We start from the raw sequence: 14,825 nt of genomic DNA, 5'->3' as shown, positions 1-14,825 counted from the left end.
CCGGACGATCATCATGCTGTCTTTGCCCCTATTTGCCCTTGCTGTTGCCGCTTTCGGCATCGGTACGACGGAGTTCGTCATCATGGGCCTGCTGCCCGACGTGGCGCGCGATCTGGGGGTGACCATTCCGGCGGCCGGGATGCTGGTGACCGGTTACGCACTGGGCGTCACCATCGGCGCGCCTATCGTCGCCATCGCTACCGCCAACATGCCGCGCCGCACGGCGCTGCTGAGCCTGATCGGCCTGTTCATCATCGGCAACGTGCTGTGCGCCTTGTCGCCGAACTACGCGGTGCTGATGCTGGCGCGGGTGGTGACGGCGTTTTGCCACGGCGCGTTTTTCGGCATCGGCTCGGTGGTGGCTGCCGGCCTGGTGCCACCCAACCGGCGCGCGCAGGCGATCGCCCTGATGTTCGCCGGCCTGACCCTGGCCAATGTGCTGGGCGTGCCGTTCGGCACAGCGCTTGGCCAGCAGCTGGGCTGGCGTTCGACTTTCTGGGCGGTGACGGTGATCGGCGTGCTGGCTGCGATTGCGCTGGCATTGTGGCTGCCGAAGAAGATCGAAATGCAAAAGACCAGCCTGCTGCAGGAATTTGCCGTGCTCAAGGACCGGCAAGTGGTGATGGTGCTGGCGATCAGCGCGCTGGCCTCGGCCAGCCTGTTTTCAGTATTCACCTACATCACGCCGATCCTGGAAGACGTCACCGGGCTGACCCCGCATGCGGTGACCCTGGTGCTGCTGGTGTTCGGCCTCGGCCTGACCGTGGGCAGCGCGCTCGGCGGCAAGCTGGCCGACTGGCGCCTGCTGCCGTCGCTGATCGGTTTCCTGGTGGCGCTGGCGCTGGTCCTGACGGTGTTTACCCTGACCATGCGCACGCCCTTGCCGGCTGTGATCACGATTTTTGTCTGGGGTGTGCTGGCCTTTGCCATCGTGCCGCCGCTGCAGGTGCTGGTGGTGGAACGCGCCAGCGCGGCGCCGAACCTGGCGTCGACCCTGAACCAGGGCGCCTTCAATCTGGGCAACGCCGGCGGCGCCTGGTTTGGCGGCATGGCGATCGGCGCCGGTTTCCAGCTGACCACCTTGCCCTATGTCGGCGTGGTGCTGGTGGCGCTGGCGCTCGGCCTGACCCTGTGGTCGGCTTCGATAGAGCGCAACAGCGGCCTGGCGATGACGCCTAGCGAATAAGCAGGGCAGCCTAGCCGCCGTCTTTTCTTGTTTTTCTAATATTCCGCCAGGCTGCATCAGCTGCCTGGCGCGCCGGACTCCCTGCCGACGAACAATCCCGCCGCGCCCCAAATCCGGGGCGCAATTGATCGGATCACCGTTATACCGATTTTGCATTATTATTATCTTTTATCCATTGCTACCATACGCCTTGCTGTCCGCGAACGGCTGCGGCAAAGCGATCCTGGATAATGGTTTGCGCCGAAATCTTGCTTCAAAGCAAGAACGGCTGTAAATTTACTGATTCGAGCAAAGAAGGACACAGTTCTCGCAGCGTATGCGCCGAGCCACGCAGGCAGCCGTCATTGCATGGCATCGGCGCACTTTATAGCCTAAGCATTCATCCTGATCGTCGTCCATGTATTCGATACTGCCCGCAGTCGTTGCTTCGATCTTCCTGGCCTACGGCCTGTACGTGGTATGCACCAAGGGTTTCACGCGCATCGGCAGCAGCTTCCTGGTGCTGTGCATTACCTCGGCGTTCTGGCAAGGCGCCTGGGCGTTCCTGTTTACCTTGCGCGATCCGCATATGGCGATGTTCGTGGTGAAGTTCGGCTATCTGCTGATCCTGTTCCTGCCGACCAGCCTCTATCATTTCCTCACCGAGATCTGCGAACGCACCACGGAGCGCAAGTACGTCTATGCCTCCTACGCGTTCGCCGCCATCCTGGCGATTTTCCTGTTGGGATCGGATCTGCTGGTATCCGGCTACTACCAGTATTTCTGGGGCTACTATCCGAAGGCCGGGCTGCTGCATCCGCTGCATGTGCTGCAGACGGTCATCGTGGTGAACCGCGGGCTGTACATCACCTATCGCGAGCAGCAGGTGGCTGAACTCGGCAAACGCATCAAGATGCGCCTGTGCATAGGCGCGATACTGATTTACTTCTTCGCCGCCGTCGATTACCTGTGCAATTACGGCATCGAATTCTATCCGCCCGGCGTCCTGTTCATCGCGGTCAGCCTGGGCGTGATGTCGGTCGCCATCGTCCGCCATCACCTGCTGGACCCGATGACCGTCGCCAGCACTGTCGGCCATGAAATGCGCACGCCGCTGACTTCGATCCGCATGCTGGCGAAAGGCATGGAGCAGTCCCTGCCGACCTTGCTGGAGGGCTACCGGCTGGCGGTGGAACACGGCCTGCTGGCGCCGTCGATCAGGCCGGATACGGTCAAGCAGCTGTCGAAGGCCACCAATTCGATTACCCAGGAAGTCGACCGCACGACGGTGGTGATCGACATGATGCTGGCCTCGGCCAAGCTGGATCGCATCGATACCGACGCCTTTGCCAACTACTCGGTGGTGCAGCTGGTCGACGAGGCGCTGGAGCGCTATCCCTTCGAGCGGGGCGAGCGCGCCAAGATCTACCTGGCTGTCATGGAGGATTATGCATTCTTCGGTTCGGACCGGCTGTTCGTGTTTGTCCTGTTCAACCTGCTGAAGAATTCCCTGTACGCGCTGAAGGCGGCATCCAAGGGCGAGATCAGCATCTCGACCACCCGCGCGGGGAAATTCAATGTCCTCTGCTTTACCGACACCGGCGCCGGCATCGCCGCCAATGTGCTGCCGCATATTTTCGACGCCCACTATACGACCAAGAAGGGCGCCGGTTCCGGCATCGGACTGGCGTTCTGCCATCAGGTGATGGCGGTGTTCGGCGGCAGCATCCGCTGCGAATCGGCAGCCGGAGAATATACCCGCTTCACGCTGGAATTCCCGGTGGTTGCGGTAGTCGCGCAGGCCTAGTCCGGCAAGCCGCCCGGACGAACCGGACGGCGGTGCCCTTGGTCCTAGTTAGAGAGCAGTGCTACCGTTCTTGGGTTTTCATACTGCCGGATTTTTTCGAGAATATACTCCGGCAAGCGGCTGATCTTCTTGTCCTTGTTGGCGAAGACGATCTGCTGATGGCCGGTGGACACCAGCCTTCCTTCCACAAAAAATTGGAACAATAAGGAAAACGAGCATTGCTTGATGGCGGCCGTGCTGACTTCGCACTCCACCTTCTGGAAGGCAAACGTCTCGTGGATATATTTCTGCTGTGCGTCCTTGGTGACGAATACGCCCAGCGGCGCCAGCATGTCGGCTGAAATGCATTCGAAGAACCAGCGCTCGCGGCAGATGCCTTGCCATTCAAAGTAGCGGGCAAAGTAGATATTGCCGGTGGCGTTGGAATCCTTCAGGTAAATGTCAATCGAGTGCCGGAAGATCTTAGGTGAGAGGGGCGATGAGGCACCGTGGGAAAACATGGTCGATGTCATCCCGGCTTCTTGAAACAGCGATGTTTTTTGTAGCGTGGTAGTCATAGAAGCTCCATAAGTATCAAAACGTTCACAAATGAACAATGACCGCCTCCGACCATTCAGAGGACAATCATTTCATTGTTAGTTTTTTTTTATCAGAGCCGCAACGAACGGTATCGCTACCAGTCGCGCCATATGCGACCGCGCCCGCACATGGCTTACCAGTCACGCAGGCCAAGGATTTTTTCACCCAGTTCGCTCAGCTGCGCCAGCGGATAGCGGTTTTTTTCCCATTCGCGCGGATCGCCGGGAAAGGCATAGCTGTCCGGCCGCGTGCGCTGGCGCCAGCTGTCGATCCGCCATTGCCGCAAGTCGGCCTGCTCTTCGCGCGCGGGCGTGAAAGCGATGTACTGCGCCAGCCGCACTTTGTCGGCGGAAGTATTCGGCCGGATGCCGTGCGCCAGCAGGCTGTTGAAGATCAGCAGGTCGCCGGCTTTCATCGGAATGAATTTCACTTCCCACGGCAGCGACGCCAGCTCCGGACGCCAGGGATTGCGGTCCTTGGGCGCGCTCTTGCGCCATGCGCTGAAGTGTTGGAACAGCTCCGGGATGCATTGGAAGCCGCCGCCTTCCGGCGTGGTGTCGGACAGCGCCAGCACGCCCTGGACGTTGACCGGCAGCGGCTCGACCGAGGTATCGGCATCCCAGTGGATGAAGCCGCCGAAGCGGCGCGCGCCCTGGTTTGGCGTATTCAGGTTGGCGCGGTCTATGGTCACCCACAGGTCTTCGCGGTCCCAGATGTCGACGAAGGCATCGACCACGCGCGGCGTCTGACGATTGTCCCAGAAGGTCTGATGATGATAGGCCTCGACCATGCCGGAACCGTTCAGCTCGGTCATTTCATGATCGCGCAGCTGCGCCCGGTTCCAGGTCTCGGGCGCATGCGGATCGAGCTCCTGGAACTCCCACAGGAAATCGGCGGTGCGCTGCACTTGTGCGGCGCTGACGGCATTCCTGACGATCACATAGCCGTAGGTTTGCCAGTGATAGAAATCGGAGGCGGTCAGCACCCGCAGCGGCAGGGTCTTCTTGATGTCGCGCAGTTGCGCCTGGTCGGGATACAGCACGGACGGGTTGCTGAGGCGTTGTTCCGCTTGGGGCTGGTTCATGGAATCTCCGTATTGGTTTTGTAGTTAAGTGGACCGTAACAGCCAAAGCAAGAGTGCCTGTCACGTATCCGACACGCATGGCGGCGTTGCACATGCTCGCAATAGTCGCGCTATTGCTCCGCTGTGCGCCTTGCCCTGCGCTCCGGATACGCGCCCTTCACTCTTGATTTGGCTGTTACAGTCCACTGGGGCAGTTCGATTCTGCGCCCGCCCCCCATCGGAGATTTCGCTGCAAATGCCGCTTATTGATACTATTCTGATGTTATTGCTCAACTTAAGGTCAGTATGCGACCGCAATACGAACATCTCAGCCTGTCTCCCGGACAGTCCTGGCGGCTGCTGTGGCGCGTGCTGCCGGAGTTGCCTTTCCTGTGGCACTACCATCCGGAATTCGAGCTGACCCTGACCTTGAACGCGCGCGGACAGCGCTATGTCGGCGACCATCTGGCGGATTTTGCCGATGGCGATCTGATCTTGCTTGGTCCGAACCTGCCGCACACCTGGTCGGCCAGTGAACGCATTGCTCCCGAGCGGCAGATGCTGGCGGTGGTGGTGTGGTTTTCGCGGGACTGGCTGGTGCAGCTGCAAACCAGCCTGCCGGAACTGGCCGGGCTGCTGCAGCTGGGCAAGCGCGCCGACCGCGGCTTGCAGTTTTCGGCGGCGGTAGCGAGCAGCGCCAGGCCCTTGATGCTGCGCATGGAGAAATTGGCGCCGGCGCAGCGCTTGCCCTTGTTGCTGGAACTATTGCTGCTGCTGGCGCAAGACCAGCAGGCGTGGCCGCTGGCGTCGGTGGCGTCGGCCTCGATCGCGGTCGATGCGCAGCGCCAGCGCATGGGCAAGGTGCTGGACTACCTGCACGACAATTTCCAGACGGCGATTCCGCTGGAGCTGCTGGCCGAAAGGGCAGCGCTGTCGGTGGGGGCGTTTCATCGCTTTTTCAAACGCCATACCCAGCTCACCGTGACTGCTTACCTGGCCCAGCTGAGAATCGGCAGCGCCTGCCAGCAACTGATACAGACCGACAAGGCGATAGGCGTGATAGCGCAGGAAGCCGGCTACCGCAATCTGGCCCATTTCAACCGCCAGTTCCGCGCGGCCAAGGGTGTGAGTCCGCGCGATTTCAAGAAGAGATATCGATAAATACTGGTTTAAAGCGAGTGCCAGTGCTTACTTATTCTGGGCGCAATTATCAGCGGCGCGGCACGCCCGGCAGCACGCACAGCATCTCATACGCCAGGTTGGCGCCCAGCAAAGCGGTGGTGCCGAGCGGATCATACGGCGGCGATACCTCCACCAGATCGGCGCCGACGATGTCCAGGCCCCAGGCGCCGCGGATGATTTCCAACGCCTGCGGCACGGTCAGGCCGGCGATTTCGGGTGTGCCGGTGCCGGGCGCGTAAGCCGGATCGATGCCGTCGATATCGAAACTCAGGTACACCGGACCGCCGGCCACGCGGGCCCGTACTTCTTCCATCAGCGGCGCCAGCGACTTGTTCCAGCACTCTTCCACCTGCACCACCTTGAAACCCTGGTCGCGGCACCAGTCGAAATCTTCGGCGGTATAACCGGTGCCGCGCAAGCCGATCTGGACCACGCGCTGGCAATCCAGTAAACTTTCTTCGACGGCGCGGCGGAACGGCGTGCCATGCGCGATCTTTTCGCCGAACATGGTGTCGTTGACATCGGCATGGGCGTCGACATGGATCAGGCCGATCTTGCCATATTTGCGATGCAGCGCGCGCAGGATGGGCAGGGCGATGGTGTGGTCGCCGCCCAGCGAAATCGGGCGGCAGCCGGAGGCGACGATGCCGTCGTAGGCATTTTCGATCAGCCGGATCGAATCCAGCAGGTTATACGGATTGATGGCGACGTCGCCCAGGTCGGCTACCTGCAAGGCGTCGAACGGCGCCGCCCGGGTCGCCATGTTGTACGGACGCAGCAGCACCGATTCGCTGCGGATCTGGCGCGGGCCGAATCGGGCGCCGGAGCGGTTCGAGGTGCCGAGGTCGAGCGGCACGCCGACGAAGCAGGCGTCCAGCCCGGCGCTGCTGGTCACGTGCGGCAAGCGCATCATGGTGGCGATGCCGCCAAAACGCGGCATGTCGTTGCCGCCTAGCGGTTGGTAAAGTGGGGTTTCTGACATGATGGTCTCCAGGGCCGGGAAGGGCGCAGCGTTAGAAATGGCTTGTGATAGCAACTCTAGCGGTAAATTACCTTAGTAAAAATCAGTGTAATGATGTGTTTACATTGATTCAGGTAGATGTATGATCGATCTGATCCCCACCCTCCCGCCGCCAAGCATGCTCAACCAGCTATCCGATCTTGACCTGCGCCTGATCCGTGTCTTCCTGTCGGTGCTGGACGCCGGCGGCATTTCCGCCGCCCAGACCACGTTGAATGTCAGCCAGTCCACCATCAGCACCCAGCTGGCGACGCTGGAAACAAGGCTCGGCTTTCGCCTGTGCGAGCGCGGCCGTGCCGGCTTCCGCCTGACGCCGCGCGGCGAGCAGTTCGCGCTGAGCAGCCGCCGGCTGATCGAAAATATCGACCACTTTTGCCTGAATGCACGGCAGATCGGCCGCAAGCTGGCCGGCAAGCTGCAGCTGGGCCTGATCGGCCACGCCGCCATCAGCGCCAATGCCCGCCTGAGCCAGGCCATCGCCAGGTTCCGCGCCAGGGACGAGGCGGTGACTTTGTCGCTGGCGGTGCTGGCGCCGGGCCAGCTTGAGGAAGAGGTGATCAACGGCCGGCTCGATCTCGGCATCGGCTACTTCTGGCATCGCTTGCCGAACCTGGAATATGTGCCGCTGTATTCAGAGCATCAGGTAGCGTACTGCGCCGCCGGCCATCCGCTGTTCGGCCAGGCCGGCAATCTGAGCCGGGCCGCGGTGGCTGAATACGACTGGGTCTGGCGCAGCTATCCCTTGCCGGAAGCCGATGGCGCGGACGGTGGCTTTGCGCCGGCGCGAGTGACGGCCTTGGCCGACAATATGGAGGCGGTCGCGGTGCTGCTGCTGTCGGGCCGGCATCTCGGTTTTCTGCCTGAGCATTTTGCCGCGCCGCTGGTGGAGCAGGGATTGCTGGCGCCGCTGCATCCCACAATGCTGTGCTATGACGTCACCCTGCACATGGTGCTGCGGCGCCAGTCCAGCCGCGGCGAAGTGCTGCAAGCCTTCCTCGATGACCTGGTCGCGGCGCACCAGGGCGGCGCTCAGCTTGACCGGCCTTAATACCCCTCATATGGCAAAGCGTTGCCGCAGCCGGGGCTTAGGATGAGATAATGAGCTGTCATCACATGCATTCATACGGCCTCATATGTCACAATTCGCCCCCCTGAAGAACGATACCTTCCTGCGCGCGCTGCTGCGCCAGCCGACCGAATACACGCCGCTGTGGCTGATGCGTCAGGCTGGCCGCTACCTGCCGGAATATCGTAAAACCCGCAGCCGCGCCGGGTCTTTCATGGGTCTGGCGACCAACCCCGATTACGCCACCGAAGTCACGCTGCAGCCGCTGGAGCGCTTCCCGCTGGATGCCGCCATTTTGTTTTCCGACATCCTGACAGTGCCGGACGCCATGGGGCTGGGTTTGTATTTCGCCGATGGCGAAGGTCCCAAGTTCCAGCGCCCGCTGCGCGATGAAAAAGACGTGATGGCGCTGCAGGCGCCGGATCTGGGCAAGCTGGACTACGTGTTCAAGGCCGTTACCCAAATCCGTACTGAACTGAATGGCCGGGTGCCGCTGATCGGTTTTGCCGGCAGCCCCTGGACTCTGGCCTGCTATATGGTGGAAGGCGAGGGTTCGCGCGAGTTCCATACCGTCAAGACCATGCTGTACAACCGCCCGGACCTGATGCACCACGTGCTCAGCACCAACGCGGCGGCGGTGGCGGCCTACCTGAATGCGCAAATCGATGCCGGCGCGCAAGCCGTGATGATTTTTGATTCGTGGGGCGGGGCGCTGGCGGACGGCGCCTACCAGGAATTTTCGCTGGACTACATGCGCCAAGTGATGTCTCAGCTCAAGCGCGAGAAAGACGGCGTGCCGATTCCAGCGATCGTTTTCACCAAGGGCGGTGGCCTGTGGCTGGAGCAGATCGCCGACATCGGCGCCGATGCCGTCGGCCTCGACTGGAGCGTCAACCTGGCGCAAGCGCGTGCCCGTGTCGGCGACCGCGTCGCGCTGCAGGGCAATCTCGATCCTGCCGTGCTGTTTGCCAATCCTGAACAGATCCGCAGCGAAGTCAGCCGTTTGCTGAACGCCTACGGCACGCCGCAAGCCGGCCACGGCCACGTTTTCAATCTCGGCCACGGCATTTCGCAATTTACGCCGCCGGAATCGGTGGCGGTGATGGTCGATGCGGTCCACGAAATCAGCCGCAAGCTGCGCGCATAGGCTGGTAAAGCGGGTTTTTAGTTTCCTTGTGGAAAATTGTGCTGTTACATGGCGTCACTCATAACACATTCAGCACGGCTGCGGATATCCATAGCCGCTAGTTATGCACAAAATAAATCTGCTGCACCACGGTAATTATTTATATCGATATTTTTATTTTGCAGACTGATTGTGTTTTGTAAGTATTTGATTTTTAAGGGTATATTTTCTGCTTTTAGTTTAGGCAATTTATTGAAACCCGCATCAAATATGAGGCTGCAGCCTGTCAAGAGCAGGTTACCCACAAAGTTATCCACAGACATTGTGGATAATTTGAAAAGCGCTTATGAAACCGATGCTTAGGGCGTTTCCTAATGTTTTACATTAAGTAGAATCTTAGGAATTTGAAATCTTGATGATTTAACCACAGTTGACACGCCGCTAATTTTTCCGGAACGAAATGGGATGGATTTTACGAAAAAAGTCACATGATGGTGCACCGTGCCGGTTTCGAATGGCGACATGAATGTTACCTTTTCGTGCTCCATTCTGGAACATTCAGAATTTAGTTATGCACATAATTTAGTTTCTGCAAGGCCATTTTTTAAATGCACAGGAAATTTTTCCTCTCCGTAGCATATAAATTAAGTCATTGATTTAAAACGATATTAATTTTTATTTCAATATTGGCAAAAGCCAGAATCAGATGTAAACACGCTGTTTTTGAATGTGTAGCTGACGTTGTCCACAAAGTTATCCACAGATAATGCGGGCACTTTCAAAAGCACTTATGAAACCGACAGTTAGCCTATTTCTTCGGGAATCACATTAAGTTCGTGAAACAAAGCATTCTTCAAATCGTCCTCGATACCCCCCTGGATAGCAGCTTCGATTATCGCTGGCAGGCCAGCGACGACAGCGAGCCTTTGCCGCAGGTCGGCCAGCTGGTGCAACTGTCGTTCGGCAGGCGCGAAGTGGTCGGCATGATTGTCGGCCTCAGCGACCAGAGTGACGTTCCTGTCGAAAAATTAAAAAATGTACAAGCCGTACGCCATCAGCTGCCGCCCTTGTCGGCGCAATGGCTGGCGCTGTGCCGCTTTGCCGCCGACTACTATCAGCGGCCGCTGGGCGAGGTGGCCTTGCCGGGCTTACCGAAGAATTTGCGGGCGTTGAAGCCGGTCGCCCTGGACCGCGGATTGAAGAAGCTGCAGCAGGGCGGCGCCGCGCATGACGCCACGCCGATCGATGTGGCGCAGCTCAATCCGGCGCAGCAGCAGGCGGCCGATGCGATTGCCGGCGCCAGCGGTTTTGCGCCGACCCTGTTATATGGCGTCACCGGCAGCGGCAAGACCGAGGTCTATTTACAAGCGGCGGCGCAGATTCTGGCACACAACGAAGACGGCGCCGACAACTTGTCGCAAATCCTGATCCTGGTGCCGGAAATTAACCTGACGCCGCAACTGGAAGGAAATATCCGCGCCCGCTTTCCCGGCGTCACGGTGGCCACCCTGCACAGCGGCCTGGCCGAAGGCGAGCGCATGCGCCACTGGCTGGCGGCGCATCTAGGGCAGGCGCGCATCATCCTGGGTACTCGGCTGGCGGTGCTGGCTTCCTTGCCGCATCTGAAACTCATCGTGATCGATGAAGAGCATGACCCCTCCTACAAGCAGCAGGAAGGCTTGCGCTATTCGGCGCGCGATCTGGCGGTATGGCGCGCCCATCAGCTGAGCATCCCGATCGTGTTGGGCTCCGCCACGCCGTCGCTGGAAACCTGGCACCACGCGCAGTCCGGCCGCTACAAGAAACTGGAACTGCGCGAACGCGCGGTCAAGGATGCGGTGTTGCCGAAGGTGCGCCGGATCGACATGGAGCGCGACAAACCCAGCGAGGGCCTGACCTCGATCCTGATTGGCGCATTGAAGCAAAGACTGGAGCGCGGCGAGCAGTCGCTGCTGTTCCTGAACCGGCGCGGCTATGCTCCGGTGATCGCTTGCGACGCCTGCGGCTGGGTCAGCAACTGCACCCGCTGCACCTCCTTCATGGTGCTGCACAAACCCGAACACCGGTTGCGCTGCCATCATTGCAGCCTGGAATTGCGCATCCCGAAATCCTGCCCGACCTGCGGCAACGTCGATCTGCAGCCGCTCGGCCGCGGCACGCAAAGACTGGAAGAAGGCCTGCAAGCCATGTTTCCGGAGGCGCGGGTGCTGCGCATCGATGCCGATTCGACCCGTCGCAAGGGCAGTGCGCAAGCCGCATTCGACAGCGTCCACAATGGCGAGGTGGATATCCTGATCGGCACCCAGATGGTGGCCAAGGGACATGACTTCAAAAACCTGACGCTGGTGGGCATCCTGAATCCCGATACGGCGCTGTTTTCCCACGACTACCGCGCCAGCGAACGGCTGTTTGCGCAGCTGATGCAGGTAGCCGGCCGTGCCGGTCGCGCTGCCCAGAAAGAAGGCGGCAGTCCCAGCGAAGTGCTGATCCAGACCCGCTATCCGCAGCACCCGCTATATGCGGCCGTGATCGCCCACGATTACGATCACTTCGCCACGTCCTTGCTGGAAGAGCGCGCGCAGGCCTGCCTGCCGCCTTACATCTATCAGGCTTTATTGCGTGCGGAAGCGAAGGAGCTGGAAACCGCGATTGAATTCCTGCAGCAGGCGGCCCATTGCATCGAGCACGAGGGCATCACCATGCATGATCCGATTCCGATGACCATGACCCGGGTCGCCAACGTCGACCGTGCGCAATTGCTGATCGAGTGCCCGTCGCGCCCCGGCCTGCAGGCTTTCCTGAGCGACTGGATGGCCGAGCTGCGGCAGATCAAGACGCGCGCGAAGTGGTCTTTGGAAGTGGATCCGGTTGATATTTGACGCTGTGCTCCGGCACGGAACGGGAAAAAATCTTCACCACCGAATCCATGTGTGCGCGCATCGCCTTGCGCGCCGCTACCGCATCGCGCGCCTGCAGCGCTTCCAGGATCAGCTGGTGTTCATGCTCTGAACGGTTCGGCATGTCCTTCGAGGTGTACAGCGTTTGCAGGCGCTGGAACATCATGCCGTACTTGCGGCCCAGCAGATGGCTGACCAGCAGCAGATAGGCGGGGTTGCCGCTGGCTTCGGCGATGCGGATATGGAACAGGCGGTCGCCGGGATGGGTGTGCGAACCGTTGCGGTTGTCTTCGACATTGCGGGCATACGCTGCGGCGATGCTACGCAGCTGCTCCTCTGTGGCGTTGACGGCGGCGAGGGCGGCGGTTTCCGGCTCAACGAGCCGGCGCGCCTGCAGCAGCTTGAAGGGTGGAATTTCATCGTCCAGCTCGTGGCTGATTTCCAGGTCGAGTTCCGGATCGATTTCCCAGCCGCTGCGGCGCGCGGCCTGCTGCAGCGCCGATGGCTTGGCTTCATCCTTGGCTGCGGCCTGCTCTTCGGGCGGCAGCACCATCACGCCATTGCCGACCCGCACGCTGACAATCCCGATGACTTCCAGCGCAATCAAGGCTTCCCGCACGGAAGTGCGGCTGACGCCGAACTGCTTCGCCAGCTCCCGCTCGGGCGGCAGGTTGTCGCCGGGACCGTATTCGCCGCGGTCAATCATGTCGCGCAGCTGATCGGCGATTTGTTGATATAGGCGGCGGTTATGGATGACTTGTATAGGCATGGCAGCAATGAAAGATATTTTTCATATTGTGCCACGCCGGGGCCGCCGGCAGTCGAAACAGATGCGAGGGAAACCGGTTCGAGGCAAGATGGACGGCGGGATTCAGGCGTTGCCGCCAGGATTTTTGGCGTGCTATTATTGGTCCAGCCAATAGACCTGTAAAAATGACATCTATCCAGGCCAGCGGCTCATCAAATTTCGGAGACAAGCGTATGAGATTACAGGGCAAGCGCATACTGGTCACTGCCGCGGGGCAAGGCATAGGCCGTGCCAGCGCGCTCAGGTTTGCAGGCGAGGGCGCGCACGTGCTGGCGACCGACATCAACGCCGCCACGCTGGCGGAAACCGCGAGCGCGGCACAAGCTGCCGGCCACCCGATCCAGACCTTGCTGCTGGACGTCACCGACGCCGCTGCGGTAAACGCCCTGGCGCAAAGCCAAAGCTTCGACGTGCTGTTCAATTGCGCCGGCTTTGTCCACCACGGCAGCATTCTCGATTGCAGCGAAGAGGACTGGCGCTTTTCCTGGAATCTCAACGTCAGCTCCATGTACCGCCTGATCCGCGCCGTGTTGCCGGCCATGCTGGCGCAGGGCGGCGGCTCCATCATCAATATGGCGTCCGCCGCTTCCAGCGTGAAAGGGGTGCCGAACCGCTTTGTCTACGGTACCACCAAGGCGGCGGTGATCGGCCTGACCAAGGCGGTGGCGGCGGATTTTGTCGCCAGGGGCATCCGTTGCAATGCGATTTGCCCCGGCACGGTGGAATCGCCGTCGCTGCGCCAGCGGATCGCCGAGCAGGCGCGCCAGCAGAATGTCGAGGTCGCCCAGATTGAAGCGGCGTTCGTCGCCCGCCAGCCGATGGGAAGGATAGGCAAGACCGAGGAAATCGCCGCGCTGGCGTTGTATCTGGCGTCGGACGAATCGGCCTTCACCACCGGCGCCATCCATCTGATCGACGGCGGCTGGTCGAACTGAGCTGCCTGAATGAACTGTAAGGAGCTGCCGATATGCGCTACTGCCTGGCGCTGGATCTGCAAGACGATCCGGTTCTGATTCAAGAATACGAACAATATCATCGCGAAATCTGGCCCGAGATAGCCGCACATCTGCGGCAGCAGGGCGTGCTCGCCATGGAAATCTATCGCCTCGGCACACGGCTGGTGATGCTGATGGAAACCGACGACGCCGTCTACAGCGCAGAGCGGATGGCGCACGCCGCCCGCGGCAATCCCAGGGTGCAGGAATGGGAAACCTTGATGTGGCGGTTCCAGGCTGCCACGCCATGGACCCCGGCGGGTGAAAAATGGACGCCGATGACGCAGATATTCAATCTCGGCCTGCGGCGCTGAACCGTCACGCCGTGCGCGCCCGCCTGCGGCTTCCGAGCTCCGGCAGAAACCAGTCTTCCTGGCCTTCCGGCTGGATATTGTCGCCGCTGACCGTGGCGCAATAGCGGCCCAGCTCGATATCGTTGCGCAAACCCAGTTTTTTCATTGCTGACGCTTTTTGCAGGCTGACCGTTTTCACGCTTTTGCTGAGGCGCCTGGCTATGTCGTGCAAACTGTTGCCCGCCGCATACAGGCGCAGCACCTCGGTCTCGCGCGGGCTGGGGATCAGATACCTGGCTTGCCCCTCCATGCCGTTGCGCAACAAAGCCTGAAAGGAAGGGCCCACGTAAGGCGTGCTGTTACCCAGATGCCGGATGGTCTTGCCGATCTCGGGAATGGCATCGCTCTTGTGCAGCAAGCCGTTCACGCCGCTATTGATGATCTGGTGCAGCACCACCGGGAAATCATTCATGGTCAGTACCACCAGCCATGTGAGCGGATGGTGGCGCCGTATGTACGAGAGCAGGTGCAAGCCATCGCCGACGCGCTTCATCGGCATCGAAAATTCAGTGATGACCAGATCGCACTGGGTTGATTCAAGGCACTCGACCAGCGCATCGGCGCTGGCGACGCTGGCCACTACCCGGCAATCCGGCAGGTGATTCAGATAAACACGCACCCCTGCGGTAAATACGGGGTGGTCGTCTGCAAGAATGATTTTCACAGTGTGTACTCCTTGGTAAAACCAAACCGGATAGGCCTGCTCCAGGAAGATCGATATTCCGTAAATCCCAACAACTTGTGGCTGTAAGATCGATATTAA

The 14,825-nt window shown here is 60.2% G+C and carries 14 protein-coding genes; 8 read left to right on the top strand and 6 right to left on the bottom strand.

Going from position 1 to position 14,825, the window contains the following annotated elements:
* The first annotated feature begins 16 nt into the window (after positions 1-16).
* Both BCF11_RS10085 and BCF11_RS10080 read left to right on the top strand, forming a co-directional pair.
* Entirely contained in the window at positions 17-1,186 is a 1,170-nt protein-coding gene (locus BCF11_RS10085; protein WP_098497421.1) for an MFS transporter, read from the top strand.
* Positions 1,187-1,583: 397 nt separating this feature from the next.
* Positions 1,584-2,972, top strand: a complete 1,389-nt coding sequence (locus BCF11_RS10080) for a sensor histidine kinase (RefSeq protein ID WP_098494625.1) — start codon at positions 1,584-1,586, stop codon at positions 2,970-2,972.
* Between the two features lie 44 nt (positions 2,973-3,016).
* Here the strand turns inward: BCF11_RS10080 and BCF11_RS10075 are convergent, their stop codons facing one another.
* Both BCF11_RS10075 and BCF11_RS10070 read right to left on the bottom strand, forming a co-directional pair.
* Positions 3,017-3,484: a thioesterase family protein gene (locus BCF11_RS10075; RefSeq protein ID WP_098497420.1), complete on the bottom strand. Its 468-nt coding sequence runs from the start codon at positions 3,482-3,484 to the stop codon at positions 3,017-3,019.
* A 200-nt stretch (positions 3,485-3,684) separates the two neighbouring features.
* The gene (locus BCF11_RS10070; protein WP_098494624.1) at positions 3,685-4,635 is read right to left on the bottom strand and encodes a phytanoyl-CoA dioxygenase family protein; all 951 of its coding nucleotides are present in this window, start codon (positions 4,633-4,635) and stop codon (positions 3,685-3,687) included.
* Positions 4,636-4,920: 285 nt separating this feature from the next.
* On the opposite strand from BCF11_RS10070, the gene BCF11_RS10065 reads away from it, so the two are divergent.
* A complete protein-coding gene (locus tag BCF11_RS10065; RefSeq protein ID WP_098494623.1) occupies positions 4,921-5,775 on the top strand; it encodes an AraC family transcriptional regulator in 855 nt (284 codons plus the stop codon).
* 49 nt (positions 5,776-5,824) lie between these two features.
* On the opposite strand, the gene speB is transcribed toward BCF11_RS10065, so the two are convergent.
* Positions 5,825-6,778, bottom strand: coding sequence for an agmatinase (gene speB / locus BCF11_RS10060; RefSeq protein WP_098494622.1), 954 nt, complete (start codon positions 6,776-6,778; stop codon positions 5,825-5,827).
* 157 nt (positions 6,779-6,935) lie between these two features.
* On the opposite strand from speB, the gene BCF11_RS10055 reads away from it, so the two are divergent.
* Positions 6,936-7,865 carry a LysR family transcriptional regulator gene (locus BCF11_RS10055; protein WP_098497419.1) on the top strand — a complete coding sequence of 310 codons (930 nt, stop codon included), beginning with the start codon at positions 6,936-6,938 and terminating at the stop codon, positions 7,863-7,865.
* A gap of 85 nt (positions 7,866-7,950) precedes the next feature.
* Entirely contained in the window at positions 7,951-9,030 is a 1,080-nt protein-coding gene (hemE, locus tag BCF11_RS10050; RefSeq protein WP_098494621.1) for a uroporphyrinogen decarboxylase, read from the top strand.
* Positions 9,031-9,131: 101 nt separating this feature from the next.
* Here the strand turns inward: hemE and BCF11_RS27505 are convergent, their stop codons facing one another.
* A complete protein-coding gene (locus BCF11_RS27505; RefSeq protein ID WP_143751293.1) occupies positions 9,132-9,314 on the bottom strand; it encodes a hypothetical protein in 183 nt (60 codons plus the stop codon).
* A gap of 531 nt (positions 9,315-9,845) precedes the next feature.
* Here BCF11_RS27505 and BCF11_RS10045 point away from each other — a divergent pair.
* On the top strand, positions 9,846-11,888 hold the full coding sequence (locus BCF11_RS10045) for a primosomal protein N' (RefSeq protein WP_098494620.1): 2,043 nt from the start codon (positions 9,846-9,848) through the stop codon (positions 11,886-11,888).
* Here BCF11_RS10045 and BCF11_RS10040 read toward each other — a convergent pair.
* Positions 11,839-12,675, bottom strand: a complete 837-nt coding sequence (locus BCF11_RS10040) for a FadR/GntR family transcriptional regulator (RefSeq protein ID WP_098494619.1) — start codon at positions 12,673-12,675, stop codon at positions 11,839-11,841. The genes BCF11_RS10045 and BCF11_RS10040 overlap by 50 nt on opposite strands.
* A 212-nt stretch (positions 12,676-12,887) precedes the next feature.
* On the opposite strand from BCF11_RS10040, the gene BCF11_RS10035 reads away from it, so the two are divergent.
* Positions 12,888-13,649, top strand: a complete 762-nt coding sequence (locus BCF11_RS10035) for an SDR family oxidoreductase (protein ID WP_098494618.1) — start codon at positions 12,888-12,890, stop codon at positions 13,647-13,649.
* Between the two features lie 32 nt (positions 13,650-13,681).
* Complete coding sequence (locus tag BCF11_RS10030) at positions 13,682-14,023, top strand: L-rhamnose mutarotase (protein ID WP_098494617.1); 342 nt, start codon at positions 13,682-13,684, stop codon at positions 14,021-14,023.
* 4 nt (positions 14,024-14,027) lie between these two features.
* Here the strand turns inward: BCF11_RS10030 and BCF11_RS10025 are convergent, their stop codons facing one another.
* The gene (locus BCF11_RS10025) at positions 14,028-14,726 is read right to left on the bottom strand and encodes a response regulator (protein WP_098494616.1); all 699 of its coding nucleotides are present in this window, start codon (positions 14,724-14,726) and stop codon (positions 14,028-14,030) included.
* Between the last annotated feature and the right edge of the window lie 99 nt (positions 14,727-14,825).

Source organism: Collimonas sp. PA-H2 (genome assembly GCF_002564105.1).
GTDB lineage: Bacteria > Pseudomonadota > Gammaproteobacteria > Burkholderiales > Burkholderiaceae_D > Collimonas.
This window is presented reverse-complemented; position numbering and strand designations above follow the sequence as displayed.